This is a genomic window from Corynebacterium sp. HMSC064E07, assembly GCF_001815745.1.
In the GTDB taxonomy this organism is placed as follows: domain Bacteria; phylum Actinomycetota; class Actinomycetes; order Mycobacteriales; family Mycobacteriaceae; genus Corynebacterium; species Corynebacterium jeikeium_D.
Genome location: NZ_KV821793.1, coordinates 44387 through 70147 on the forward strand (window position 1 = coordinate 44387; position 25761 = coordinate 70147).

General features: G+C 59.2%; 21 protein-coding genes. 12 read left to right on the forward strand and 9 right to left on the reverse strand.

The genetic code is table 11. The annotated features are described in order from the left end of the window. Positions 1-834 (forward strand): Cof-type HAD-IIB family hydrolase, encoded by an 834-nt coding sequence (locus HMPREF3053_RS00205; protein ID WP_016421653.1) that lies wholly within the window; start codon positions 1-3, stop codon positions 832-834. Positions 835-887: 53 nt separating this feature from the next. Here HMPREF3053_RS00205 and HMPREF3053_RS00210 read toward each other — a convergent pair whose 3' ends face one another. Beyond that, positions 888-3311, reverse strand: coding sequence for an N-acetylmuramoyl-L-alanine amidase (locus HMPREF3053_RS00210; RefSeq protein WP_070767088.1), 2424 nt, complete (start codon positions 3309-3311; stop codon positions 888-890). Positions 3312-3396: 85 nt separating this feature from the next. After that, a complete protein-coding gene (locus HMPREF3053_RS00215; RefSeq protein WP_070767089.1) occupies positions 3397-4902 on the reverse strand; it encodes an N-acetylmuramoyl-L-alanine amidase in 1506 nt (501 codons plus the stop codon). Between the two features lie 330 nt (positions 4903-5232). Here HMPREF3053_RS00215 and glf point away from each other — a divergent pair, with 330 nt between their 5' ends. From glf to HMPREF3053_RS00270, 11 genes are all read left to right on the forward strand, one after another. Further along, positions 5233-6429 (forward strand): UDP-galactopyranose mutase, encoded by a 1197-nt coding sequence (gene glf / locus HMPREF3053_RS00220; protein WP_042388989.1) that lies wholly within the window; start codon positions 5233-5235, stop codon positions 6427-6429. A gap of 36 nt (positions 6430-6465) precedes the next feature. After that, positions 6466-7386, forward strand: a complete 921-nt coding sequence (locus HMPREF3053_RS00225) for an EamA family transporter (RefSeq protein WP_240593257.1) — start codon at positions 6466-6468, stop codon at positions 7384-7386. A 182-nt stretch (positions 7387-7568) separates the two neighbouring features. After that, a complete protein-coding gene (locus HMPREF3053_RS00230) occupies positions 7569-8582 on the forward strand; it encodes an alpha/beta hydrolase (RefSeq protein WP_070767090.1) in 1014 nt (337 codons plus the stop codon). Positions 8583-8781: 199 nt separating this feature from the next. After that, positions 8782-10842, forward strand: coding sequence for a glycosyltransferase (locus tag HMPREF3053_RS00235; RefSeq protein WP_070767091.1), 2061 nt, complete (start codon positions 8782-8784; stop codon positions 10840-10842). Beyond that, positions 10826-11416, forward strand: a complete 591-nt coding sequence (locus HMPREF3053_RS00240; protein WP_049171825.1) for a phosphatase PAP2 family protein — start codon at positions 10826-10828, stop codon at positions 11414-11416. The genes HMPREF3053_RS00235 and HMPREF3053_RS00240 overlap by 17 nt, the downstream gene beginning before the upstream one ends. Positions 11417-11460: 44 nt before the next feature. Next, complete coding sequence (locus tag HMPREF3053_RS00245; RefSeq protein ID WP_070767124.1) at positions 11461-12465, forward strand: decaprenyl-phosphate phosphoribosyltransferase; 1005 nt, start codon at positions 11461-11463, stop codon at positions 12463-12465. 470 nt (positions 12466-12935) lie between these two features. Next, a complete protein-coding gene (locus tag HMPREF3053_RS00250) occupies positions 12936-13979 on the forward strand; it encodes an alpha/beta hydrolase (RefSeq protein WP_049193152.1) in 1044 nt (347 codons plus the stop codon). 549 nt (positions 13980-14528) lie between these two features. Then, on the forward strand, positions 14529-16640 hold the full coding sequence (locus HMPREF3053_RS00255) for an alpha/beta hydrolase-fold protein (protein ID WP_049193154.1): 2112 nt from the start codon (positions 14529-14531) through the stop codon (positions 16638-16640). Between the two features lie 37 nt (positions 16641-16677). Next, the gene (locus HMPREF3053_RS00260; RefSeq protein WP_016421642.1) at positions 16678-17166 is read left to right on the forward strand and encodes a DUF732 domain-containing protein; all 489 of its coding nucleotides are present in this window, start codon (positions 16678-16680) and stop codon (positions 17164-17166) included. Between the two features lie 5 nt (positions 17167-17171). Then, entirely contained in the window at positions 17172-18098 is a 927-nt protein-coding gene (locus HMPREF3053_RS00265) for a cutinase family protein (RefSeq protein ID WP_070767092.1), read from the forward strand. Between the two features lie 219 nt (positions 18099-18317). Beyond that, complete coding sequence (locus HMPREF3053_RS00270) at positions 18318-18875, forward strand: TM2 domain-containing protein (protein WP_070429906.1); 558 nt, start codon at positions 18318-18320, stop codon at positions 18873-18875. An 18-nt stretch (positions 18876-18893) separates the two neighbouring features. Here HMPREF3053_RS00270 and HMPREF3053_RS00275 read toward each other — a convergent pair whose 3' ends face one another. From HMPREF3053_RS00275 to trmB, 7 genes are all read right to left on the reverse strand, one after another. Beyond that, positions 18894-20258, reverse strand: a complete 1365-nt coding sequence (locus HMPREF3053_RS00275; protein WP_070767093.1) for a PFL family protein — start codon at positions 20256-20258, stop codon at positions 18894-18896. A 14-nt stretch (positions 20259-20272) separates the two neighbouring features. After that, positions 20273-20542 (reverse strand): ACT domain-containing protein, encoded by a 270-nt coding sequence (locus HMPREF3053_RS00280; protein ID WP_016421638.1) that lies wholly within the window; start codon positions 20540-20542, stop codon positions 20273-20275. 236 nt (positions 20543-20778) lie between these two features. Further along, positions 20779-22305, reverse strand: coding sequence for a peptide MFS transporter (locus HMPREF3053_RS00285; RefSeq protein ID WP_070767094.1), 1527 nt, complete (start codon positions 22303-22305; stop codon positions 20779-20781). Between the two features lie 87 nt (positions 22306-22392). Beyond that, on the reverse strand, positions 22393-22764 hold the full coding sequence (locus tag HMPREF3053_RS00290) for a DUF3054 domain-containing protein (protein WP_049171813.1): 372 nt from the start codon (positions 22762-22764) through the stop codon (positions 22393-22395). 62 nt (positions 22765-22826) lie between these two features. After that, complete coding sequence (locus HMPREF3053_RS00295; RefSeq protein WP_049193158.1) at positions 22827-23870, reverse strand: lysylphosphatidylglycerol synthase transmembrane domain-containing protein; 1044 nt, start codon at positions 23868-23870, stop codon at positions 22827-22829. A 59-nt stretch (positions 23871-23929) separates the two neighbouring features. Next, on the reverse strand, positions 23930-24613 hold the full coding sequence (locus tag HMPREF3053_RS00300; RefSeq protein ID WP_005510460.1) for an NYN domain-containing protein: 684 nt from the start codon (positions 24611-24613) through the stop codon (positions 23930-23932). A gap of 4 nt (positions 24614-24617) precedes the next feature. Further along, complete coding sequence (gene trmB / locus HMPREF3053_RS00305; RefSeq protein WP_224784017.1) at positions 24618-25466, reverse strand: tRNA (guanosine(46)-N7)-methyltransferase TrmB; 849 nt, start codon at positions 25464-25466, stop codon at positions 24618-24620. Between the last annotated feature and the right edge of the window lie 295 nt (positions 25467-25761).

Sequence of the window (25761 nt, forward strand, 5' to 3'; positions counted from 1 at the left end):
GTGACCGAGAGACTACATCCACTACTCGTAGCTTCGGATATTGACGGGACGTTCATCGACTCGCGGGAGCGGGTAACTCCCCGCCTGCGACAGGCCGTCACGCGAATGCTACGCCGCGGAACCCCGTTGGTGCTGGCCACGGGAAGGCCGGCTCGGTGGTTGCAACCAGTGCTCGAGCAGCTGCCGGTTCAGCCGTTGTGCGTGTGTGCCAATGGCGCCGTGATTTACGACTCCGGCCGTGATGAAGTGGTTGCCGCCAACACACTGAAGCCGGAGACGCTGCGATACGTCGTCAAGCATGCGCGCGAAGCGGCGCGATCCATCGGTGGAATCGGCATTGCGGCAGAGCGCGCTGGGACGTCGGCGAATGATGCCATCGATGAGCTTTTTGTGGTGGCGCCGTCCTATGACCATGCGTGGGAATCGGATGAGCACGGTGAGCTTGCTGAAGAGGCCGTGTTGTCAGAACCCGCGACGAAACTCTTGCTGCGAAACTCAGATGTGAACAGTGCCCAGCTATATGAGCTGGTCACTCCCGCAATTGACGCGAGCTTGGCGCACGTGACCTACTCCATGCCGGACGGGCTGTTGGAGGTGTCCGCGCCGGGCGTGACTAAGCGCGCCGGGCTGGAATACGTGTCTGAACTGGTCGGAGCGACCGCGAAAGATGTGGTCTGCTTCGGTGACATGCCGAACGATATCGAGATGCTGTCGTGGGCGGGCACGGGTGTGGCCATGGGCAATGCGGCTGACAACGTCAAGGAGATTGCAGACGAAATCACCGCCACCAATGATGATGACGGTGTTGCTCGTGTGCTGGAGCGCTGGTTCTAGCTAGCCTCGAGGGTTTCCTCGCGCCAGCTAGCTCACCCAGAGCTCGACAGCGTTTACTTCAGCTCGGTCTTGACTTCGCCGGTGGTGCGGTCGAAGGTGATTGAACCGTTCTGGAACTCAGCGCGCTCGATGTTTCCATCGACCACCTGGGTCTTCGTCGGAGCGCCCAGCTTGCCGACCTCGAAGCCCTGGCGGGCCCACTCATCAGCAATCTTGCCCCAGATAGCGTGAGCGCCGGTGGTGTCGGAGTCGGTGATTACGCCGTTAGAGAACTTCACGTAGCGCAGGGCATCGGCCTGGCCAGCATTGTTCGCCACGGTAGAACCGCTCTGGATACCGGACATTGCGTAACCGAGAACGGAGCCCATTTCCTCGGAAACTTGGCGCCATTCGGCAGCCAGGTCGTTCTGCTCATTGATAGTGATGATCTGGTCAATCAGGACCGGCAGGTCAGCAATCGATGGGCCGTTTTCGATGGAGCGTCCAACGGCACCCAGAATCGCATCGGCGGTCTGTCCGAGCCCCGGTGCGCCGAGCATGCCCAGCGCCGAGGCCAGCATCGAACGTGCGCCCGAGACTGTCTCCAGAGCCTGTGCCTTCTGCTGCTCGTCGGATGCGCTCGGCGAGGAGGAGTTGCTCTGCTCGCTTGCCGACGGTGCGGAGGAGTCAGCCGTAGCAGTGTCACTGGTGTTCGTGGCGTCGGTTGGCTCCGAGGTATCCGAAGTGCCCGAGGTGGTCGAGTCGGAGCTCGACGTTGTCGACGAAGTGGTGCTCGATGCGCTCGAGGACTTCTCGGAGGACGAGGTCGTGGACGTACCCGTCGATGCCGAGGTGGTCGAAGTGGTCGAGGTCGACGTGCTCGACTCGGTCGATTCGCTCGACTGCGAGTCTGTGTCCTCGGCGGTCTTATCGTCCTTTTCATCCTGCGGAACGAGGAGATCAATCAAGCCGTCAGGGCCCTCATTATCAATCTTTCCGCTGGTGAGAGAGTTGTACTTCTTCTCGGCAATCGAGCGGATCTTGCTCATCTGGGCGTAGCCAGCATCACCTGGGCAGGTGGTGTTACCAACGTCGCGGTGCGCGAAGATTGTCGGCAGAGTGACCTGCTGGCCGTATCCATACTTGGCGTAGCTGGTGCCACCCGAGGTCATCTGGATCTGGCCGGTCGGCTTAATGCCGGCGACCTTCAGGCGCCAACCAATCATATTGCCCACCGAGTTCAGTGCAGCCTCACTGGGAGCAACCGAAGAGTAGTTACCCATCATGGAGATTCCGAAAGTACCGGTGTTGAAGCCACCTGCGTGTGCGCCCTGGACATTCTTATCCAGCCCACCGTAGCGGCCCTCGTAGATGTTGCCGTACTTGTCGACAAGGGCGTTGTATCCGATGTCGCACCAGCCCAGAGTCTGTGCGTGGTACTGGTAAATGCCGCGGACGATACCAGCGGACTGGCTCTCGGTGTAGTTGTTTGAACCAGCGGTGTGGTGCACGGTGGCACCGACAAGCTTGCTGTCGTAGTCCGCGCCCTTACAGCGGTTATTCTCGTTGGCGCCCCAGCCGGCACGGGTAATGACCTTCGGCATGCCCGTGACATTCTTGGCATCCACAATTGGGTCGATGCCGGATGCAGCAGCCTGGCCGTCGATTAGCACTGCGTCGACCTGGTCGATCGGCAGTTCATCGGCGACCGGCTCGATGTCCGTCCACTTCACTGGGAGGTTCGGCGAGTCCAGATTTGCAGCGTCGTTAGCGTTCGGAGCAGTCGGGTCATCGAGTGCGTCCCCAGGAGCTGCATCCGGAGTCTGCTGGTAGTCGGAAGCGGCCTCGGCGACATCCTTGGCCGCATCCGTAGCGGAATCCTTTGCATCCTCCACGGCCTTCTTGGCGCCCTCGGCATTAATCTCGTCGAGGTTGAGCTTGGACAAATCCAGCTTCTCAGCGCCCTTGATGTCCTTCAGATCCACGCCGGAACCCGGACCGAAGATGTTAAGTCCGTGGGTGGAAACCTGAACGCGCTTGGTTGGCTCGATGTAGATGAGCTCCGTTCCGTTCAGGCCGTTGCCATTGCCTTCAGCGGGGTAGTCCGGGTCAACGCTGAACCAGTCGGACCAGGAGCCGTCTGCTCGCTCGGCGCGGACGAAGCTGGCGATATCAGGGTCACCGGCCCACGTCAGCGCAAACTGGGAAAACTCAGTATCGGAGGTAATTTCCTTGACGACACCGCGGTTGGGATGAGCCTCGTCGGCAAGCGACTGCGTTGCGATTGCCGCGTCTTCGACGAGGACAGAGGCGCTGTCTGCAAGCGACTTGCTCTGGACAACCGCGTCGATGGGGCCGGCGCCGTTTTCCTCGATGAGGTCATAAGCGGCACCTGCGCCGATAACGGCAACGGGTGTCAGGGCAAGGGTCGCCACGGCAGCGAGTACCAAGGATTGCTTGGCACCTGCGCGGCGATTGATGCGGCGGCGACTAAACACGGTAATAACTCCTGGGTGATTGCGAAGATCTGGTGCTACACCACAAATGTGATGTGGTTATGCCTGTTGTGGATAAGCGGGGAACTTAGTTCTGAGGTGCGAACCAGGCCTGCGTAGCTTCGGCAGGGTGCGCTGGCAGGGAATCAGTTAGAAACTCACCGAGAACCTCGCCTGGCGTGGGCGTTTCCACGTTTCCGAGGGAACCGCCGTTGTCGCCCGACTCGCCGGTGCCCGGAATCGGCGGAATGCTGGCGGCCTCTCCGTCCTGGTTGTTCGGATCCGTCGAGCGGCCGGCGATATCCGCTCCACCGGCACCATCAAACTTGGCTTTGGCTGCAGCGCGGATGGCATCCATCTGCTGGTAGCCGAAGGTGCCCGGGCAGGAGGTGTAGCCGGTGTCGCGGTGACCGAAGATGGCCGGGAGGTTCACGGTCTGGCCGGAGCTGTAGCGTGCCTTCGAGTAGCCGGCGCTGGTCAGTGCGGCGGTGGACATCGGATCGACGCCACCGACCTTCATGCGCCAGCCGACCATCTCGCCGAGTGCGGTGACGGCCGCATCCGGAATCTCCAGCTGGTCGTGGTTGCCCATCACCGAGATACCGAAGGTGCCGTTGTTGAAGCCACCTGCGTGTGCGCCCTCGATGTTCTTGTCCAGGCCGCCGTAGCGGCCCTCGTAGATGTTGCCGTACTTATCGACCAGCGCGTTGTAGCCAATATCGCCCCAGCCCAGCGTATTTGCGTGGTAGGCATAAATGCCACGGACAATGGCTGGTCCCTGGGACTCTGAGTAGTTATTGGAACCCGCGGTGTGGTGGATGCACGCGCCCTTGAAAGTGCTGTAGGAGCTCGAACCGCTGCGGATGGACTCATCTGCGCCCCACGCTGCACGGCTGATTACATTTGGCGCGCCGGCAATCGACGACTCGTACGCAACTGGCTGAATAACCTCGCCGACCTGCTCTACGCCGTCGATGAAAACTGCCTGGACAGCGTTGAGGGACAATGCGGCCGTAGCGCTGACGAGGTCCTGCAGGGAATCGCCGATAGTGGCGGGGTCAAGGTTGTCGATACCAATGATGTTGCGGGGATCCAGGCCTTCGAGGAGGTTCAGGCCGACAGTCGACACCTGCACGCGACGGGTGGGCTCAACGAACAGCAGCTCGGTGCCGGACTGCCCGGAGTTATTCATCGGACCGTGTGAATCAGCGTGGAACCACGGGCCAAAGCTGCCGTCTTCGCGCTCGGCGCGAACGTAGAGCTGCAGATTGTCATCGCCCGGCCAGGTCAGGGCGAACTGGGAGAACGGTTCGTCGCGGGTGATGTCCTTCACGAATCCGCGAAGCGGGTGCAGGGCATCGGTAATGGCATGCGTGCCGACGGCTGCGTCGTCAATCATCATCGTGACAGCGTCAACCAGCGGCGATGTTGAGATCTTGGCCGCGATGGGGCCTACGCCTGGGCTTTCAACCAGGGTAGGGGCCTGGCGAATGCCCCATGTTGCTAGTGGAGCTGCGGCAGTAGTAGCTGCCAGTCCATAGAGGAAGGTGCGACGGCCCATCGACGGGGCATTGATGCGACGGCGAGTTGGCACGGTAAAAGCTCCAAAAAAATGGGGTACAGGGTTATCGACCCGAGGCCTACCCCGGGGTCGAAGGGAAGGAAAGTTGCAAAGCAACAGAAAATTCTGAGGAGGATGTTACCAGTGTGACTAAAAAAATCTAGTGAGACATCTGTGTTTCCTCGTTAATTTTGGGAAAATTATCAAATAATGTGACCAAACGAACGTTGGGCTGGGCTCACGTGGACGTCGTAAAGCCCGCGTGTACACCCGCAAACCGGATGGAAATGCAATAGGTTTTAAGGCGTGAGTAGCGAAAAGAACACCACTGCCAATGAATTTGCTCCGAAGTCCCTACAGGACATCAAGGACAACACCTACGACCTCATCGTGGTCGGTTCGGGTTTCTTCGGTTTGACCGTTGCTGAGCGGACCGCCACTGAGCTGGGTAAGCGCGTGCTCGTTGTCGAACGCCGCAACCACATCGGCGGCAACGCCTACTCGGAGGCAGAGCCGGAGACTGGCATCGAGGTGCACAAGTACGGTGCGCACCTGTTCCATACCTCTAATAAGAGGGTGTGGGACTACGTCAACCAGTTCACTGACTTCACCGACTACCAGCACCGCGTGTTCGCTATGTACAAGGGCACCGCATACCAGTTCCCGATGGGGCTGGGGCTGATCAACCAGTTCTTCGGCAAGTACTACAGCCCGGACGAGGCTCGTCAGCTGATTAAGGACCAGACCGATGGCCTGGATCCACGTGACGCGAAGAACCTTGAGGAAAAGGCAATCTCCCTGATTGGTCGCCCGCTGTACGAGGCATTTGTCAAGCACTACACCGCCAAGCAGTGGCAGACCGACCCGAAGAACCTGCCGGCCGGCAACATCACCCGCCTGCCAGTTCGCTACACCTTTAATAACCGCTACTTCAACGACACCTACGAAGGTCTGCCTGTCGACGGCTACACCGCCTGGCTGGAAAACATGGTGACCTCCGACAAGATTGACGTCGTTGTTGACGCCGACTGGTTTGAGGTGCGCGACGAACTGCGCGCTGTCTCCCCGGACGCCCCGGTCGTCTACACCGGCCCGCTGGACCGCTACTTCGACTACGCAGAGGGCAAGCTGGGTTGGCGCACGCTGGACTTCGAGATGGAGGTTGTTAACACCGGCGATTTCCAGGGCACTCCAGTGATGAACTACAACGACGCGGATGTGCCGTACACCCGTATCCACGAGTTCCGCCACTTCCACCCGGAGCGCGATTACGTCAAGGACAAGACAGTAATTGTTAAGGAATACTCCCGCTTCGCCGACGATGGCGACGAGGTGTACTACCCGATCAACACTCCGGAAGACCGCGAGATGCTGGAGGCCTACCGCAAGCTCGCTGCAGCAGAAGCGCAGGAGAACAAGGTTCTCTTCGGTGGTCGTCTGGGCACCTACCAGTACCTGGACATGCACATGGCAATCGGTTCTGCACTGTCGATGTTCGACAACAAGATTGCGCCGTTCTTCAACGACGGCGAAGCAATCGAGCAGGAGCGCGGGCACTAATTTGCCGCTTCCGGCTCCCGCGCTAGTATTGCGCGAGTGTCGCGTGAGAAAAGCCAAACCGAAGTTCCCCACCAGGGGCCATTGCTGCAGCGTGTGAACAAGTTTCTCACCCTGCCGGTGGCGCCTGTCATTCTGGTTCTTATCGGTTCTCTTGGTACCCAGGCTGCAGCCGTGCTGGTCACTGGCATGCTTTCCACGGTCGGCGCGCCGGGCATATCAGGCCTGCGCATGACCGCCGCCGCCATCATTATGGTGGTTCTGTTCCGGCCAAAACTGTCCGGAATGACCCGCGCCCGCGCCATCAACATCGTGGTCTACGGCATCGCCATGGGCATGATGAGCATGATGGTGTACGCAGCCATCGCGCGCCTCCCGCAGGGCGTCGCCGTCACCATCGACTTCCTCGGCCCCTGCGTCGTGTCTTTCCTGGGGCTGAAAATGTGGCGCTCCCGCCTGTGGGCCATCGTCGCTTTCATCGGCGTTGCCCTGATCGCCCAGCCCTCCAATGACCTTGACATTATCGGCATTGGTTACGCCGCAATCGGCGCAATCTTCTTCGGCGCTTACACGCTCTTCTCCGCCCGAATGGGCAGCACCGAGGGCGGCGGCATGCCCGACCTGGCGCTGTCAGTGGTCGTCGCAGCAATCGTGCTCGCGCCATTTTCTGTTTCCGCTGCACCGCTTGTCGACGGTTCGATGTGGGCCACAATCGTTATTTCCGGGTTTATTGGCGCTGTTATTCCCTACGTGATGGACACCATCGCTGCGGGGATTGTCTCAGCGGCGGTCGTCGGCACGCTCTTTGCACTGGACCCGGTCATCGGTGCAATCCTGGGCTGGGCGTTTTCCGGTGACCGAGTGACCTGGTCTATGGCGCTGGGCATCGTGCTGATCGCGGCGGCTGGCGCGATTATTACCTGGCGCGGGGCGCGGGAGTCGCGCGAGCTTGCGCAGTAGAAACGCGAATACCGGAACCCGCCGAAAGGTGGGGTTTCGACGTGTTCTGCTGGAAAACGACAGTGAATGCGGGTAAGTTTGTCGAAGACTTACTGTTTCTTAAGGTAATTCCCTGAAGAGGAAACACGCCTGATAGCTCCCACCGGCCGTGGGGAATCGCACATTGTGAGGAGAATGCACACGTGAAAATCACCTCTACTTTCCGTGGTTGGCGCCGAAAGGTTGCAGTCGTTGCGTCCGCAGTAGCTGTGGCTGCGTCTGCATTGACCATGGCGCCGGCAGCGAGCGCGGCGGGTGACCGAGGCTCGCTGCGCCCGGGTTGTGAGTGGGATTCGTACCGGTACTTCACCCAGAAGTGCCAGGTTTATTCGCCGGCCATGGATCGTAATATTCCGGTTCAGATTGTGGCCTCGGCCAATGGCGGTAACAAGGCTCTCTACCTGCTAGATGGCCTGCGTAGCCCGGCTGATGCCTCAGACTGGGTGGAGCACGGTAACGCCCCACGTACTTTTGAGGGATCCAACGTCAACCTGGTTATTCCAGGTGGTGGCGGCGGTAGCTTCTACACCGACTGGAAGCGTCCGTCGGTTAGTGTGCACGGTCCGTTTGTAAACATGTGGGAGACTTTCCTGACTCAGGAACTGCCGGTTTACCTTGAGCGTGAGTTCGGCATTTCTCGCACTGGTAACTCCATTGCAGGTCTGTCCATGGGCGCATCTGCTGCACTGTCGCTGGCATACAACCACCGAGACCAGTTCGGTCAGGCTCTTGCCTTCTCCGGTTACCTGCACACCACTGCGCCGGGTATGACCACTGCAATTGAGGCTGCTCAGTTGTCGGCTGGCTACAGCTCCTTCGACATGTGGGGTGCGCCTATGTCAGCGGAGCGTGTCCGCAATGATCCGTACCTGAACGTCGAGAAGATGAAGGGGCTGGATCTGGTTATTACCTCGGCAAATGGTGTTCCGGATGAGGTTCGTGACCCGAAGAACCTCTACCGTGTTGTTCCGAAGGCCGGTGGCGTTGCGCTGGAGTCGCTGTCCCGCTTGTCAACCCGCGAGTTTGAGTTGCGTGCTCGTACCTCCGGTTTGGATGCCACCTTTGAATACGAGCCGACCGGTATCCACGATTGGCCGACCTGGGATCGCAACCTCCAGAACTCCAAAGCCCGCATCGAAGGTTTCCTCGGAGCTTAAAACTAGAACCTGAACGAAAAGTCCCTATGCGCAGCAGATAGTCCGCAGCGCGTAGGGGCTTTTACATTCTGGCCTGTCGCTAGCGTGGCAACAAGAGGCAATCCGCCACGGGCACTAGGATGCTATGAGATAGAAACGTCGGTAACTTATCGGCGGCTACACCCCCGGTAGACCTTTCGGAAAGTGGTTGATACGTCTCATGGCATCACAGCCTGAACAAAAGCGGACACATACCCCGACAACGTCGTCAAGCCTTGCCGTTGAACGCCTGCAGCGGATTCTGCTGCCAAAATTGGGTGAGCCGCGTGATGTCCGCTCGCTCTACTTGGTTGAGCCGGAGACTAATGCCGGTCGTGTGCAAGCGCATTCGCGCACGTCAGCCACCATTCCGGCGGGTGATGAAGTTAGTTTTGAAACCTATTTCAATGCGTTTCCGGCCAGCTACTGGCGCCGGTGGACGAATCTGGACAATGTTGTCCTGCGCCTGGAGCTGTCCGGTACCGCGCGCGTGGACATCTACCGTTCGAAGATTGACGGTGCGCGTATCGCCGTGACCGGCGAAGTTGTCGGTGACCTGGGCGCTGCTGCTGAAGGCGCAGAAGCCAAGGTGGACGGCAAGGATGTGCATGTTTGCGAAATCCCAGTACCGCTGACGCAATTTGAAGACGGCGGCTGGATTTGGTTCGACCTCACCTGTGAGACGGACGTGGTAATCCACTCCGCAGGTTGGTACTCCGATATTGAGGCGCCGAGCCAGACGTACCCGGACGGCACGGAGCACCCGGCGCCGGAGGGGCGCGTCACTATCGGTATCCCGACGTTCAATCGCCCGACCGATGCAGTTGCTGCTCTTGAGGCGCTGTCCTCGGATCCTGAAGTCGATGCCATTATCGACGCTGTTTTGATGCCTGACCAGGGCACCAAGCATCCGGCAGACGAGCCGGGCTTCGATGCTGTCGCCGAGCACTTCGGTGACCGCCTGCGTATCTTCCCGCAGGGAAATCTCGGTGGTTCTGGCGGGTACTCCCGCATTATGTACGAGGCCCTGGGGGGTCCGGATTCGGATTCGAAGCGTGCGACCGATAGCCCGTTCATCCTCTACATGGATGACGACATCGCCATCGAACCGGATTCTATTCTGCGCGCGGTCGCTGTTGGCCGGTTCGCGAAGTCCCCGATGCTGGTTGGCGGTCAGATGCTGAACCTGCAGGAGCGCAGCCACTTGCACTCGATGGGTGAAGTCATCGGCCGCCATGACTTCATGTGGACCTCCGCGCCACACGTCCACTATGACCACGACTTTTATGCGCACCCGCTGCGCGATCGCGGGGAGCACGGCACTAACGCAACCGGTGAGGTTGTTGATTCGAAGGACCTTCACCGTCGCATCGATGTTGAGTTCAACGGCTGGTGGATGTGCCTGATTCCGCGCGTCGCTGCTGAGACAATCGGTCAGCCGCTGCCTCTGTTTATTAAGTGGGACGATGCCGAATACGGCCTGCGCGCAGGCAGGGCAGGCTTCCCGACGGCCACGTGGCCGGGCGTTGCAATTTGGCATATGGCCTGGTCGGATAAGGACGATGCGATTGATTGGCAGGCGTACTTCCACCTGCGCAACCGCTTGATTGTCGCGGCTCTTCAGCACGAGGGCGATGCTGCCGGCATCGTGCGTTCCATGCGCAAGGCCACGTTCAAGCACCTCCTGTGCCTGGAGTACTCCACTGTTGCCATCCAAAACGAAGCCATGAAGGACTTCCTGGCAGGTCCGGAGCATCTGTTCGACATTCTCGAATCTTCGCTGCCGCGCATCAATGCCCTGCGCAAGAGCTTCCCCGACGCGGTCGTGCTGCCGAGTGCAGGTGATCTGCCAAAGCCCTCCGGTATTCCGGGGGTTCCGACAAAGGATGTCGGTGGTCGTCTGGGCAAGCTGAAGAAGGTCGGTTGGCTGGCCAAGGGGCTGCTGCACAGCGTGCGCCCGGAAAACTCCGAGCACCACGAGGTGCCGCAGGCGAACCTGGCGCCGCTAGAGGCTCGTTGGTTCTCCCTGTCTCGCTTGGACGGTGCCACAGTTACTACCGCTGACGGCCGTGGCGTGGTGTATCGCCAGCGTGACCGCGACAAGGCTAAGGCTCTGCTGGAAGAATCCTGGGAGCTGCAAAAGCAGGTTGGGGAACGGTTTGAGCAAATGCAGGCACGCTACCGCGCAGCCTATGACGATCTGACCAGTAGGAAGGCCTGGGCGAATGTCTTCGAAAATTAAAGGCGATCCGTTCGGCGAGTCCGACGTTCTCGTTAATATTCAGCACACGCTTAACGACGTTCCGGGGGTGCTGCCCACCGCGCGTGCCATGAGCTATTTCGGTGAGCACGCCCTCGGATGGATGGGGCTCGCTGCTCTCGGGGCGGCGGTGGATAAGGAGCGACGCATTGGCTGGGCAAAGGTCGGTGTGGCCGCTTTTACCTCGCATGCGGCATCAGTGGTGCTTAAGCGCATTGTCCGTCGCCCGCGTCCCCATGATCGTCGTATAGCAATCGGCGTTGGTACGCCAAGCAAGCTGAGTTTCCCGTCCTCGCACGCGACGTCGACGACGGCGGCGCTGGTGGGGATTGCAAAGTTGGGTTACCCGGCAGCACCGGCCGTGGGCGTGCCGGCGATTATGCTCTCCCGCCTGGTGCTGGGAGTTCATTACCCAACCGATGTCGCTCTCGGAGCAGCGCTGGGTACAGCCACTGCTCTTGCGGTGGACAAGATAGGTGATAAGGTCATCGAGCCGAAAAAGGCGCAGCATAACCAGGGTGGACAGCCCTCCATTGCGGAAAGGAATGCACAGTGACACAGGCGGAGAACGACAACTTGGCCAATGTGTCGGCCAACCAGCTGCGAGCTTCTCAATCAAGGATTGGGTCCGAGCCGCACACTTCCGGTATCGATGAGCCTGCGCACCCGCAGGGGCATCCGCCGAAGAATTTGCTGGACGGCATGATCAAGGCGCTTCGCCCGAAGCAGTGGGTGAAGAATGTCCTGGTCATTGCGGCTCCACTGGCAGCCGGCAACGAGATCATGGACTCGGGACGTTCAATCGGTACGCTGACCGTCGACATCCTGGTGGCGTTTGTGGCCTTCTGTTTGGCCGCATCGTCGATTTACTTGATTAATGATGCCCGCGATGTCGAAGCTGACCGCGCGCACCCAACCAAGCGCTTCCGCCCAATTGCCGCTGGCGTACTGCCGGTGAGCATGGCGTACATTATGGCGGTCGCACTGATTATTGGTTCGATTGCGGTGTCCTGGTTCGCCTCTGAGGGGCCAGGGCTAGCAATTGTTGTGGCTGTATACATTGCGCTGCAGCTCGGTTACTGCTTTGGCCTGAAGCATCAGCCGGTGATTGATATTGCGCTGGTGTCCTCGGGTTTCATGCTGCGTGCAATGGCCGGCGGTGTTGCTGCCAACATCAACCTGTCCCAGTGGTTCTTGCTGGTTGCGGCCTTTGGTTCGCTGTTCATGGCAGCCGGTAAGCGTTACGCTGAGCTGCTGTTGGCGGAGCGCACAGGTAAGAAGATTCGTAAGTCGTTGCAGGGTTACACCGCGACTTACCTGCGCTTTGTGTGGACCCTCGCTGCGACCGCCGTGGTGCTGAGCTACGCGCTGTGGGGCTTTGAGATGGGCCGCGCGCCGGGCACTTCATCGACTTCGGCTATTTGGTACGAGATCTCGATGGTTCCATTCACTGTGGCCATCCTGCGCTTCGCCGCCGACGTTGACCGTGGTGATGCGGGAAGCCCGGATGAGATTGCGCTCAAGGACCGACCGCTGCAGGCACTGGCCGTCCTGTGGCTGCTGTCCATTGCCATCGCTGTCTACGCTGTCCCGACTCTGGGGTAGTTCCCAGTTCTTATCCCTTTAAGCGAACTGCGATTTCCGTCGGGTTCTCGTCGGGTTCTAGTCGGGTTCGGTTGGTAGCTGAAAGCCCATGCACCGAGGGGTGCATGGGCTTTTTTGTGCCTAGCTAATACTTACGTTGTGTTTGGGGTTCTTGTAGGCGTGTTTTAGGTTTCTCAGTCAGTCCTACGGATTAGTCGGGGCGGAATTACAATTTTGTAATTCCATGCTGGTAAACATTGTTTCTCCTTGTGGTGGATAGTTTTGAGGGGAAATGTGAGAAATATTACGGAATGATTACGATTTAAACTTGGATGTAGGGAAACGATTGAGTATCGTTACATACTCGAGATTCTTTTGTGGGGTCTCCAGTTGTCGCGTCACAACTGGAAGCAGAAAAGCGAAAGCTCGCGTAAGCGACTGCCTCCGAAAAGTCTGGCGCGGAGGTAAGTCCGAAAGTAAAGAGGAGAACGATGAGCTTTACTGCAGTGAGTCGTAACTTCACGGTGAAGGTCGTAGCTGCCCTTGTGGCTGTTGCAATGGTGTTTGGTGGCATCATGCTCGCATCCGCGAAGGATGCGAGTGCTGATCCAAACCGTGATCGACTGCGTCCAGGCTGTGAGTGGGATCCATACAACTGGTGGGTTCAGTACTGCCAGGTCTTCTCGCCGGCTATGAACCGCAATATTCCGGTTCAGATTAAGGCGGCTACTGGTGGCGGCGATGCGTCCCTGTACATGCTCGACGGTCTGTGGGGCTTTAATAAGGGCGCGTCCGGTTGGATTTGGTCGGGTCACATTGCTCAGACCTTCGCCAATGACAACATCACTCTGGTTGCGCCGGCTGCTGGCGATGGCTCCTTCTACACCGACTGGAATACCCCGGCTGTGACTGCTGAGGGTCCGAAGATCCAGAAGTGGGAGACCTTCCTGACTCAGGAGCTGCCGGTCTATCTGCAGCGTGAGTTTGGTGTCAACCCGAACCGCAACGCAATCGCTGGTTTGTCCATGGGTGCGGCTGCGGCGGTTTCTTTGGCAGCCCGCCACCGTGACCAGTTCAAGCATGTTACTTCGCTGTCCGGTTACTACCAGATGTCGAACGAGGTAGTTGCTACGGGTACCACTGCAATGGTGGCTAGCACTGGTGTAGTGAATCCGACTGGCATGTGGGGTCTTCCGGTTCCGGCTTCGGCGGAACGCCAGGCCCATGACCCTTCGATGCTGCTCGACCAGCTCAAGGGGCTGCCGATGTATGTTTCCTCCGCCCAGGGTGTTCAGAGCCTGTGGAGTGATCCGGAGGTTTTGAACCGTCCGGTGCCGCAGCTCCCTGACACCGTCTGGCGTGCCGTGATGGAGTCCGTATCCCGCGCTTCGACGCAGCGCTTTGAGCAGGATGCTCGCGCTGCCGGCCTCAATGCGCAGTTTGTCTACAGCCCGAACGGTATCCACTCGTGGGAGCTGTGGGGCCGTGATGCCGCGCTTGCTCGCCCGCACATTCTTCGGGCGCTGGGCCTTTAGGTCGATAGTTATTTCAGGGCGCTCTGGCGCGCTGACCTAGCGCTGGTGCTGGATGGCTTCTTAAAGGGGCTAGCTTCTTAAGACGTCTCAATTTTGAAGAAAGACCAATCCTTTTGTTGGGATTGGTCTTTTTTCTGTGTCGAGTCCGGGTTTGGATGCTGAGCGGAAGGTGTGGGTAACGGCCTACAGAGGGGCGCAAAGAGTTGCGCTGTCAAAGCTTGAATTCAGTTCCTTTTGCGTGTGTCTCCACGGTTTTTACCCGTAAGAGGGTAAACATGAGAGTCGAACCTTAAAGTAAAGGGTGAAGCTATTCAGGTAGCTATACCGTTTGTTTCGCAGAACGTGTGTGAGATTCTTCGTGCAGCGGCACGCCGGAGGAGGGGAACCTTCGGATACGTTGCTGGTCACCACGTAATTCTGCGAAGCCGAACGGTAAACGCATAGCTCTAGCGCCGCGTGATGCTATCTGCAGGTGCCTAACCGGCGCCGGTGCAACACTCAACGTCTCAAATAATTTCAACCAGCGACTTTGTAAAGGGAAGCCCTCTTATGCGCGTAACCGCTAGATTCCTCCGTGGTGGCCTCGGCAACAGCCGGAAGTCATCGCGGGCGTTGACCGCACTTTTGGCACTACCGTTGACTCTCGCTCTCGGTGCCCCTGCTGCAGTGGCGGCTCCCGAGCCAGCTCAGCCAGGTCTGCCTAGCTACGAGGAACTTCAGGCCGTTCAGGGGCAGTTGGCTCAATCTGAAGACCTGGGAGACCTTGCTAAGGCCGCTGAAGCAGCGCAAGCTGCTGGTGCGCAGCTACCTGGCCTGGGTATGCCGAAGCCGATGCCAGGGCCGGAGCGTACGCCATTTAAAGTCGATACTCCCGCAGTGGCGAACCTGCCCAGCGGAGTCAGCGTAGACAAGGTCGAGTGGTACACAGATCACCACGTCATTGCGCACATTCGCTCGGCTGCCATGCCGGAGAAGCCAATTCAGGTTGAGATTTTGCTGCCGCGCGATTGGTACCGCGACAAGGAGCGCACATTCCCGAGCGTCTATCACCTTGACGGTATGGCATCGTTTGATGACTACTCCGGTTGGATTCGCGCTACCAATATCGAGCGCTTCTACGAGGACAAGAATGTCCTGGTGGTTATGCCCGCCGGCGGTACATCGTCCTTCTACTCTGACTGGGATCAGCCGGATAACGGTCAGAACTACAAGTGGGAGAGCTTCATTACTAAGGAGCTCGTGCCGGTTATCACCAACGGCTTCCGCGGCAACGATGAACGCGGCATTATCGGTATCTCCATGGGAGCTACCGGTGCTTACAACGTTGCAGCACACTCTCCGGAGCTGTGGAAGTTTGCCGGTAGCCTCTCTGGTTACCTGGATATGACTTCGCCGGGCATGCCGCAGGCAATCTCTCTGGCGATGAAGAACACCGGTGGCTATGACGCGACGAAGATGTGGGGCCCGCTCGGTTCGCAGCGTTGGAAGGACAATGATCCGAAGCTGAACATCGACAAGCTCAAGGGCATGTCGCTGTACATCTCGGCGGGTAACGGCAACACCGGTGAGTGGGACGTGCCGTCGCAGATCGATCCGACGAAGCCGGACAATCCGACCGGTTACGCATTGGAAGTGCTTTCCCGCATGACCAGTGAGACCTTCATCCGAAATGCTCGCGAAAAGGGCGTCGAGCCGGTTGTGAACTTCCGGAGCTCGGGTACTCACACCTGGCCGTACTGGCAATTCGAGGTCAGTCAGGCCTGGCCAACGCTGGCCGATGCACTGCAGTTGCCGGAGTCCGATCGTGGCGCTGTCTGCCGCGTAGGTGGCGAGATTGAGAAGGCCGTTGCATCTCTGCCGGGAATTGGCACCTGCCTGTCGGATGAGTATGGTGTCGCCAAGAATGGCGTGGCTCAGGACTTTACCGGCGGTACCGCCTACTGGCACCCGGATTCCGGGGCACATGTGGTCTGGGGGCGCATCGGTTCGCGTTACAACGAGCTCGGTGGTCCGTCCTCGCCGCTCGGCTACCCAGTGACCAACGAACTGGCTACGCCGGATGGCTCGGGACGCTTCGTTCACTTCGAAAAGGGTTCGATTTACTGGACTCCGGAAGGCGGAGCCCACGAAGTCACCGGCGACATTATGAACGTCTGGGGCAAGGCCGGCTTCGAGACCGGTCCGCTGGGCTACCCAGTCGCCAACCACCGCGATATTCCGGGCGGTGTCGCCCAGGACTTCCAGGGTGGCACCATCGTCAAGATCGGCGGCGAAGAACCTCGCATCGTGCGTGGTGAAATCGGCCGTGTCTACAAGGAGCTCGGTGGCGCTGAGTCCGATCTGGGTCTGCCTGTCGACGGCGACGAGGTCAAGCTCGCCCGCGGCGCTTTCCAGCGCTTCGAACACGGTGCCATTTACTGGACTCCGGAAACTGGTGCACAGCCGGTGCGCTCCAACGACATCACTGACCACTGGGGCAGCACTGGCTACGAAAATGGCCCGTTCGGCTACCCGGTCGGCCCACTGCAGCCAGTCAAGGCCGGCGGTCTTGAGCAGCAGTTCGAGGGTGGCTGGATTCGTCAGCTCAACGGCAAGATTGTCGAAGAGCGCAATAAGCCAGAAGCGCCGGCCCCAGCCGCCGACAACGGTGATGACAAGTAAGCCAACCAAAGCAGGGCACTGAATAAGGGATAGACAAATGTCCATGAACAAGTCCTTCCGGACACTGGCTACAACCACAGCTGTTGCGCTGCTGACCTTCGGAGTGGCCGCCTGTGGCAGTTCCACAGTGGAATCTTCGGAGGTCACCTCGTCGACGACTACGAAGACCTCCACGACGTCGTCAAGCACGAAGACTTCTGCGCCGAAGTCGAGCGAAAAGTCTGCGCCGGAGATCACAGATCCCCAAGCTAAGCGCGTGGACGAAGCGCCCGATGGGCAGATGAAGCTCAGCGAGGCGGACGATTCATACCTCGGAGCGCTGGAAAAAGCGGGAATCGATGTTGATGGGGTGGAGGATCAGCTCATCGGCACAGGTCGCGCGGCATGCGCGGACGCACCGGAGGAGGAGCGTGAAGTCATCGCGCTGGCGATTGCCGGGCAGCTGGTCGCCCAGGGGCGCTCACAGGAAAGCGCCGAAGAAGTGGCGAAGACTATTGCAAGCTCCGCTAAAAAGGCGTATTGCTAGCACTCATGCGTAAAGTGCTGACAATTCTGGCGGTCATTGTGCTGGTGGCCGCTATTGGCTTCGGCGTAGTGCAATGGCTTAACGACGACCAAGGCGGTCAAACCCCACCGACCCCCGGTGACGATGGCGGGGTTCTGGCCGAACAACCCGAGTGGTGCCCGGCGGTAGAAGTTATCGCCGTGCCCGGAACTGCGGAATCGCGTGCTGACGATGATCCGATGGCCCCGACCGCGAACCCGCATTCGCTGCTGCTTGGCCTGACGAACTCGATCTCAGGGTCCTACTCGGAGGGTGATGTCAAGGTCTGGACTACGCCGTACCCGGCACAGATCAAGACGCATCAGCTGCCCGACCAACTCACTTACGATGATTCGCAGGCAGTCGGGCGCGATGTCACCGCTAAGGAAATGGCTGACTTGCACGGGCAGTGTTCACTGACGGACTTCGTCCTGATGGGCTTCTCCCAGGGTGCGGCTATTGCAGGTGACTTGGCCTCTGACATCGGCAATGGTCGCGGTGTCGTTCCGGCCGAGCGCATCGCGGGCGTGGCTCTGTTGGGCGACCCGCGGCGTGACCCCAATCAGGGCGTGAACCAGGGCGTTCCGCTGGCTGGTGTGGGTGTCGAGCTGTCGTTGCAGCCGCTTGGCGGCATTGTGCAGGCTGTGGTTCCGGGCGCAACGATGCGCGGTCCACGAGACGGCTTTGGGCCTCTTAATGACAAGGTCCAGAATGTCTGCGTGCCATCGGATTCCTTCTGTGATGTTCCTCCGGCAGTGGCTGATGCGATTGCGCGAGCGCAGGAGATGATTGCCGGCGCAGGAGCGCATGCGACCTACGCCACGAATGACGTAGCAATCCCGGGTACGACTCCGCTGGCCTGGACTGAGGGCTGGACTCGCGAACTGATTGAACAATCGCTGGCGCGACGGTAGAGGCAGCTCAAAAATGTGCGAGACGAGCCCGACCTCGACGGGTACTTGCTGTTAGAATCTTGCTCAAGAACTGGTGTTTAACGTTTCAAAACAACAGGTTCGCTAAAGTTTCGAAAGAAATTGACAAAAATTGCAGGAAGCAGTCTGACAGAACCGGTTATTATCGCCCAAGGAACTGCTGTTCATGACCGGATAATCTAGTCGAAAAGGTAGGGTGCAATGACGAATCCGATAAACCCATATGGAGATTTCGACGAAGACGGTATGCCGAGGTCCCGGGGAAAGTTCGCCGACAGCTCGGGTGCTTACAGCTCCGGTATGCCGTACTCGGATCCATACCCACAGCAGCAGCCGAACATGGGGCAGGGCTATCAGGACCCGAGCCAGCACAATTTCCACAACGGGTACTCGAACCCGTATCAGAGTGGTTACCCAAACCAGCAGGCGCCGGCGTATTCCGCTGGCTTCGGTGGCCCGAACCCGCACCAGGGCTACGGGGGCGCAGGTGCTCCTGTCTCGGATAAGTCCAAGATTGCAGCGGCTCTGCTTGCCTTCTTCCTGGGTACCCTCGGTGTTCACAACTTCTACCTGGGGCACAACTCGCGTGGTGCTATTCAACTAGCACTGACGGTATTCGGCTGGATTACGGCTATCCTTCTGGTCGGATTCTTCCTAATCATCGGCGTCAGCATTTGGGCATTTATCGAGTTCATTTTGATTCTCGTCGGTAGTGGCTCCTACGCCTATGACGCTAATGGGCGCCGCCTGCAATCGTAGGAGCCTCGTCCGAAGCCGCTAGTTCCTGAACCCGTGCACCGGGGCGGGGATGTAGCCGCCACGGGCAATGAACTCGGCATTGCCCTTGGCATTGACATCAATGACCGGCGCGTAGCCGAGCAGGCCACCGAAGTTCACCTCATCGCCCGGCTTGGTACCCGGCACCGGAATGAGGCGGGCTGCGGTGGTCTTGTGGTTCATCACACCGATGGCGGCCTCGTCGGCAATCATGCCGGAAATCGTGGTCGCAGGCGTGTCGCCGGGAATCGCGATCATGTCGAAGCCCACCGAGCAAATAGAGGTCATCGCCTCCAGCTTGTCCATGCTGATCGACCCCGCGCGCACAGCATCAATCATGCCCTTGTCCTCAGAGACCGGAATGAACGACCCGGACAGTCCACCGACGCGTGAACACGCCATCAGGCCGCCTTTCTTGACGGCGTCGTTAAGCAGTGCCAGCGCGGCAGTGGTGCCGTGCGTGCCGACCTGCTCCAACCCCATGTGCTCGAGAATATGAGCGACGGAGTCGCCCATCTCGGCGGTCGGCGCGAGCGAGAGATCCACGATGCCAAAAGGCACGCCCAGGCGCTCCGACGCCATCGTGCCGACCAGCTGACCCGTGCGTGTGATCTTGAACGCTGCCTTCTTGATCTCCTCGGCGACTTCGTTAAAGCTGGCGCCATGCAGATCGCCGAGCGCGCGATCGACCACGCCCGGCCCCGAAACGCCGACAGACACGACGCAATCTGGCTCCCCGACACCGTGGAACGCGCCGGCCATGAAGGGGTTGTCGCCCACCGCATTGGCGAAAACCACCAGTTTTGCGCAGGCAATCGAGCTGCGGTCGGCGGTCTGCGCCGCAGCTTCCTTCACCACTTCGCCCATGCGTCGCACTGCATCCATGTTGATGCCCGCGCGTGACGACGCTACGTTGACCGAACTGCACACCAATTCGGTCTCGCTAAGAGCGTGGGGAATGGAGTCGATGAGCCACTTCTCGCTGGTGGTCGCGCCCTTTTCGACGAGCGCCGAGTAGCCGCCGAGGAAGTTCACGCCAGAATCGCGGGCGGCCCGGTCGAGCGCCTTGGCAACCACTGTGGGATCGCCTTCGCAACCGGCCGTGATGAGGGAAACTGGTGTGACGGAGATGCGCTTATTGACGATCGGAATGCCCAGCTCCGCCTCGATACCCTCGCAGACCTCCACGAGGCGAGCGGCCTGCCTGGTTACGCGGTCATACACCGCCTGTGCGGTGGCTTCCATTTCAGAGCGAGAGCACTCGAGCAGGGAAATGCCCATGGTGACCGTCCGGATATCCAGACGGTACTTCTCGATCATGTCAATAGTGTCGAGGAACTTAGATTGCGCGAAGTTGAAATCCATCCTGGTCGCGCCCTTTAAATCTCGTTGACGGCGTTGAACAGCGCCTCAGACTGGATTCGAATGACAAGCCCCTCCCGCTTGCCGACGGAATCCATGTAACCCTGCAGCGTGCTGATAGGGGTGGCCTTCTCGTTGAACTCCACCCGCAGGATCATGGTGAACCATTTATCCATGAGGGTCTGGGAAACATCGACGATGTTGACGTCCTGCTCCGCCAGAGCAGTGGTGACGGCGGCGATGATGCCGGTGTGATCCTCGCCGGTGACGGTAATGATGGCAAACATGGCCTCAATTTTAGCCGGTGGGGAGGTGGGGAAAATCTGTGGATGGCGGTTGTGCTGGTGGCGAGTTTGTGGCGAAGCATGTTCAGGGCCGCCCAAAAACACTTCACGACACCTATGTCACCTCGTGTCATCTGTGGAGGCGGCATGAGGTGACATAGGTGTCGTGAAGTGAGGAGGAGGGGAGGGGCGTGAGCGTGGGCTGTGCCAGAGCGGGGGCAAGCCTTACGGAGCCAGCCCTATCGGACGTCGACGAACTCCTTGACAATCCACTTGCGCAGGGCGAGCAGAATCAAGCCCAAGACAACCGAGGCGATACCCAGGGTGATGAAGAAGGTGTTCTCAGCAGCGGCATCCTCATAGTTGTAGAAGCCGGCCAGGGTGCCTGCCAGTGAAGTACCCATAGCGACTGCCATCAGCCAGACGGCCATCATGCGCGACGGGAATGCTGCCGGAGCGACCTTGGTAGCAAGGGCGTTGCCGACTGGGCTCAGCATGAGCTCACCCATGGTGAACAGGAAGAGAATCCAGATAATCGCATACAGCGGAGTGGAGTTCTCACCGCCACCGGAGAATGGGATGAAGAAGAACAGCGAGATACCGATGATGATGTTGGCGACACCGAACTTCACTGGGGTGGACCACTGGCGGTCACCAAGCTTGGACCAGGCGGCTGCAAAGACCATCGAGAAGGCGATGATGAAGATCGGGTTGATCGAGTTAATCCAGGCCGGGGACATTTCCCAACCGAAGATCTCGCGGTCGAGGCGGATGTCCGAGTAGATGGCCAGCACCGTGAACTGCTGCTGGAAGATACCGAAGAACAGCACGCCTGAGACGAACATCGGGATGAAGCCGACCAGACGAGTCTTCTCCGATTTCGTCGTAAGTGGCGAGGAGTACATCTGCCACCACAGCACCACAGCGGCAATCAGTGCAATCACTGTGACCACAGTGGAAAGAGTAGTGACCGGAACAATTCCGGTGGAAACCAGCGTAACCGAGACAACAGTGATGACCACTGCGATACCAATCCATACCGGGTACTGCTTCTTCGGCAGCGGGTTCGGAATCTCATGGCCAGCCTCGGCGATGGTGGACTTGCGCATCAGGATGTACTGAACCAGGCCGGCAGCCATACCGATAGCGGCAAGGCCGAAGCCCCAGTGGAAGCCCTTCATGCCCCAAATCCAGCCGGTGAGCAGTGGGCCGAACAGGGCGCCGATATTGACGCCCATGTAAAAGATGGAGAAGCCGGCATCACGACGCGGGTCGTCCTTGGCGTAGAGCTGACCCAGCACGACCTGTGCGTTGGTCTTCACGCCGCCGGAGCCAATCGCGATGGAGACAAGGCCAATAGCCAGGCCAATCACGCCGGGGATGAATGCCAAGGAGATGTGGCCAATCATGACCAGGATGGCGGAGTAGAACAGTGTCCGCTCCGAGCCAAGGATACGGTCGGCAACCAGAGAGGCAACGAGTGCGGCCATGTAGACAAGACCGCCGTAAGCACCGACGATGGAGGTAGCAGCACCCTTGTCCAGGCCGAGACCGCCCTGAGTGGTCTCGTAGTACATGTAGAAAGCCAGGATGGCCTGCATGCCGTAGAAGCTGAAGCGCTCCCACATTTCGATGCCGAAGAGATTGGCGAGACCCCACGGTTGGCCCATGAAGGTGCGGTCTTCGCTGGACCCTGCGGGGTTATGAGTTCGTTGGGTCTCAGCAGTTGGTTGATTGCCGAGAGCCTCGTCTGAAGATTTGTCCATTCTTCAATTATCGAGGCGGAGTGCAAAAATTAAAAACCAGATTTAGTCAGTGAACTAAATCGAAGGGTTAGGAACGGGGCCAAAGGCTTAGTCCAGAGACTTACGAGCAACCGCATTCGACGCTGCTCGCCAACCCAGCAGCAGCAAGGCGCTCATGACTGAGGCAACCAGAATGAAGGACCAGTGCGGGACTGCCGAATTGCGGGTGGCCCACACAGCTAGGCCGACGACGACAGTGCCGAGCCACACAATTGCGCCTGAACTCACTGCACGCGGGTTCGGCTCGTTCTTAATCAGCGCGGTGCCCAGGAGGACACCGAATGCGAACGGCCACCAGGTATCGAGGATATTGATGAAGGTAAAAGAATCCTCGGGAGTGTTGTGAGCCAGGCGCGCTAACACGGCGAAAATAAAGATGGCGAGGATGTCAATCAAGAACGTCGATACGCGTGTGTTCATGCTTCTTAGTCTAGCGACCCCTCAGATTGGTGGGGGACCAGCGACCAGCGGCGAGGAAGCCATTAGCGGTCAGCGACTGGCTGATGCTCGGGCTGATCCTTGTGGTCGAAGCCGAGGGCGTAGATAATCCAGCCCACAATTGCCACCAGGACGAAGGAAACGATGCGGTAGACCAGCACCGCTGCAAAGGCCTCGGCGCCGGTGGTGCCGCCTGCGATGAGAGCCGCGGTCAAAGCGGCCTCGACAGTGCCGATGCCGCCCGGTGTGGCCTGGATGAAACCAGCGAGCTTGCCGGTTACGAAGGCCAGCAGCACCTTCGTAGCGGAGATGTCATCGACACCAACGGCACGGATGGCGGCGTAGAGACAGACAATTTCCGCGACCCAGTTGATAAAGGACCAGGTGAAGGAAAGAGCCAAAGTTTGCACGGGCAACTTCACGCTGGTCAGCTGTTTGACGGACTCTTCAAGTCGGTCGACATCGGTGTCCGCGGGCTTCTTTCGAATCTTGTTAAAGACACGCAGACACCACGCGCCTGTCTTGTTGAGAAAAGCCGGGTTCTGCGAAATCCGCCACAGCAAAATGGTGGCTAGTAAAACCGCAATTGCCATAGCGATGAGCACCGCGGTCGTGCCACCCTGTCCGACGAAGAAGAGGCTGCCAAGCCCCAGAAATGCCAGACCTAAAAACGACAACGCGCCCGAAAAAAGCACGAACCAGCTGACAAGGACCGCGGATGCGCCCCACTGCATCATGCGCTTAATCTGTAGCGCCGTGGAGAATGCAGCACCACCGGGAACGGTGACCGCCCACGCGTTGGATGCGAGGGTTAGCGCATTGGTGCTACGGCGAGTGGCTGCTTTTACGCCTCCAGCTCGCAACAGCAGACGCATCACTTCCGCCATCGCGTAGAGCGAAAAAGCCACGGAAAAAATAGCGATGAACAGCCACTTAGCGTCGACATCCGCAAGGATTTGGAGCCCCTGGACGACGCTGTCCCAGTTTCTTACCGTCAGGACGACACCGGCAATCACGAGGGCCACGAGGATTATCGATCGTAGCCAGCTCGAATTGCCGGTTTTGAGGACTTTTTTAAGTCGTGACATAAATAAGAAGCCTGTTCGTCTTCCTGTTCGTCTCCCTAGACGTCGCCGCAGTGGTCTCCCTAGTCGTCGTTCTTGCCGTCGCGCTCCTTGAGCAACGAAGTGAGCGGACGGAACGGCTGCAGCCACGCACCGCCATCAGGCAGGCGGTCGAGATCGATACGCGGTAGCGGCTCGCGGAAGACGCCCTTGATTTCCTCCAGGTCAACGAAGCGAATCGCATCGGAGGCCAGCGCCCAGGAAGCGTGCTCGTGAAAACCGATGACGGTTACCCGAATCCCCTCGGATGCGAGCTTTTCCAGCAGCTCCTGGAAATTCTGGCCATCGGCGGACGCAACGACGACACTGCGCAACACGCCCTCGTCGTAACGCCGTTGGATGTGCGCAATCATGTCCGGGTCAACGTCGGTGTCCTCTTCGATCTTCGGCTTTGCGAAGACCGCGAAACCGACATTGCGCAGAGCCTCGACCCAGGGGCGGACAATCTCCGCTGAGCCCGGGTTGACGTTGGTGAACACCGTGGCCTCGGGGAGGACATCGGAACCGATTTTGTGGGATACGCGCTCGGCTTCGTCGATAAGCCATTTGCCCACGGCGTCGAAGCGCGGGCGGTGCGCGGCGGTCGGGCGGGAGCCCAAAATGGCGCCGAGACCCATGTCCAAGTTCGGCGCGTCCCACACGAGCAGCGCGGTGGGGTGCGTCTCGGTGGTGTTGTAGCTGGCAGAGGTGTTCTGGGTAGTGCTCATGTTCCTATGCCTCTTTCTTGCGCCAGATGAACTCGTGGATGTCGTGGTCGAGGTTCAGGCCGCGGGCTTCGAACTTGGTCGTCGGTCGGTCGAGAAGCATGGGGGATTCCGGCCATGGCCAGGCGATGGGCTCGAGCGTCGGCTCGACCTCGCGGAGTTCCTCAATCCATTCCGCGTAGTCCGCGTGGTCGGTGGCAGCGTGGAAAATGCCGCCGGGCTTCAGACGCGAAGAAATCAGGCGCAACGTGCCGGACTGCACAATGCGGCGCTTGTGATGGCGTGCCTTCGGCCACGGGTCCGGGAAGAACAGGCGCACGCCGGCCAGCGACTCCGGCTCGATCATGCGCTGCAAAACCTCGACGCCGTCGCCGCGGACCATGCGGATGTTCGACACCTCATTGCGCACGGTGGCAGAGAGCAGTTTCGCCAGGCCAGGGCGGTAAAGTTCAACTGCGATGATGTTGTGGTCCGGTTCTTGCGGAGCCATAGCCACGGTGGATGTGCCGGTGCCGCAGCCAATCTCGACGATGGTCGGGCCCTTGCGGCCGAACCATTCCTCCACGTCAATGACTTCGTCGGAGAGGACCTTGCCGTAAGTGTCCCAGTTGTCTTCCCAGATTTTTTCCTGGTTGGGGGTCAAAGTGCCGCGGCGGAAGGACAGATTGCCGATGCGCGGGTAGTCAAGACCGTCGTCGAATTGGGTCTTTTCCGGACGACCTGCAGGCAATTCGCCCTTCTTCGGCTGGCGCTCATGCGGCTGTTCCGCCTGCTCGTCTCCGCGAGTTGGCAATGGTTCAGATTCCTGCGAAACCGCAGGCTGTTCGATATTTTCAGAAAAATCAGAAGTAGTCACGTTCCCTATTGTCCACGACATTGGCCAACTATCCAATCATTGCCCCTAGGATTTTTGTTGTTGTCCTGGCGGTTTCACTTCGGTTGACGATGCCGCGTCGTCCCGAACTGGCGGCATGGCGGGACAAGTTGTTTTGTCGACTTGCCGAATCCGCGGTCCGCTGTAGGCTGAACGCGAAGCCGCGCTTATTCGTTGGTTGAAGCCGTGCTTGGGGTCTGCCTAGCGCAGTGTTTCAGGGCGCGGATTCTGGCCTACGGGCCGTATGGGGGTTACGCAGGTTTTTAACTAAACTGCG

Bases quoted from the DNA above. Each gene is read 5' to 3' on its own strand.
- HMPREF3053_RS00235 (WP_070767091.1), top strand. From the start codon at position 8,782: ATGGCATCACAGCCTGAACAAAAGCGGACACATACCCCGACAACGTCG.
- HMPREF3053_RS00240 (WP_049171825.1), top strand. From the start codon at position 10,826: ATGTCTTCGAAAATTAAAGGCGATCCGTTCGGCGAGTCCGACGTTCTC.
- HMPREF3053_RS00250 (WP_049193152.1), top strand. From the start codon at position 12,936: ATGAGCTTTACTGCAGTGAGTCGTAACTTCACGGTGAAGGTCGTAGCT.
- HMPREF3053_RS00255 (WP_049193154.1), top strand. From the start codon at position 14,529: ATGCGCGTAACCGCTAGATTCCTCCGTGGTGGCCTCGGCAACAGCCGG.
- HMPREF3053_RS00260 (WP_016421642.1), top strand. From the start codon at position 16,678: ATGTCCATGAACAAGTCCTTCCGGACACTGGCTACAACCACAGCTGTT.
- HMPREF3053_RS00265 (WP_070767092.1), top strand. From the start codon at position 17,172: ATGCGTAAAGTGCTGACAATTCTGGCGGTCATTGTGCTGGTGGCCGCT.
- HMPREF3053_RS00270 (WP_070429906.1), top strand. From the start codon at position 18,318: ATGACGAATCCGATAAACCCATATGGAGATTTCGACGAAGACGGTATG.
- HMPREF3053_RS00275 (WP_070767093.1), bottom strand. From the start codon at position 20,258: ATGGATTTCAACTTCGCGCAATCTAAGTTCCTCGACACTATTGACATG.
- HMPREF3053_RS00280 (WP_016421638.1), bottom strand. From the start codon at position 20,542: ATGTTTGCCATCATTACCGTCACCGGCGAGGATCACACCGGCATCATC.
- HMPREF3053_RS00285 (WP_070767094.1), bottom strand. From the start codon at position 22,305: ATGGACAAATCTTCAGACGAGGCTCTCGGCAATCAACCAACTGCTGAG.
- HMPREF3053_RS00290 (WP_049171813.1), bottom strand. From the start codon at position 22,764: ATGAACACACGCGTATCGACGTTCTTGATTGACATCCTCGCCATCTTT.
- HMPREF3053_RS00295 (WP_049193158.1), bottom strand. From the start codon at position 23,870: ATGTCACGACTTAAAAAAGTCCTCAAAACCGGCAATTCGAGCTGGCTA.
- HMPREF3053_RS00300 (WP_005510460.1), bottom strand. From the start codon at position 24,613: ATGAGCACTACCCAGAACACCTCTGCCAGCTACAACACCACCGAGACG.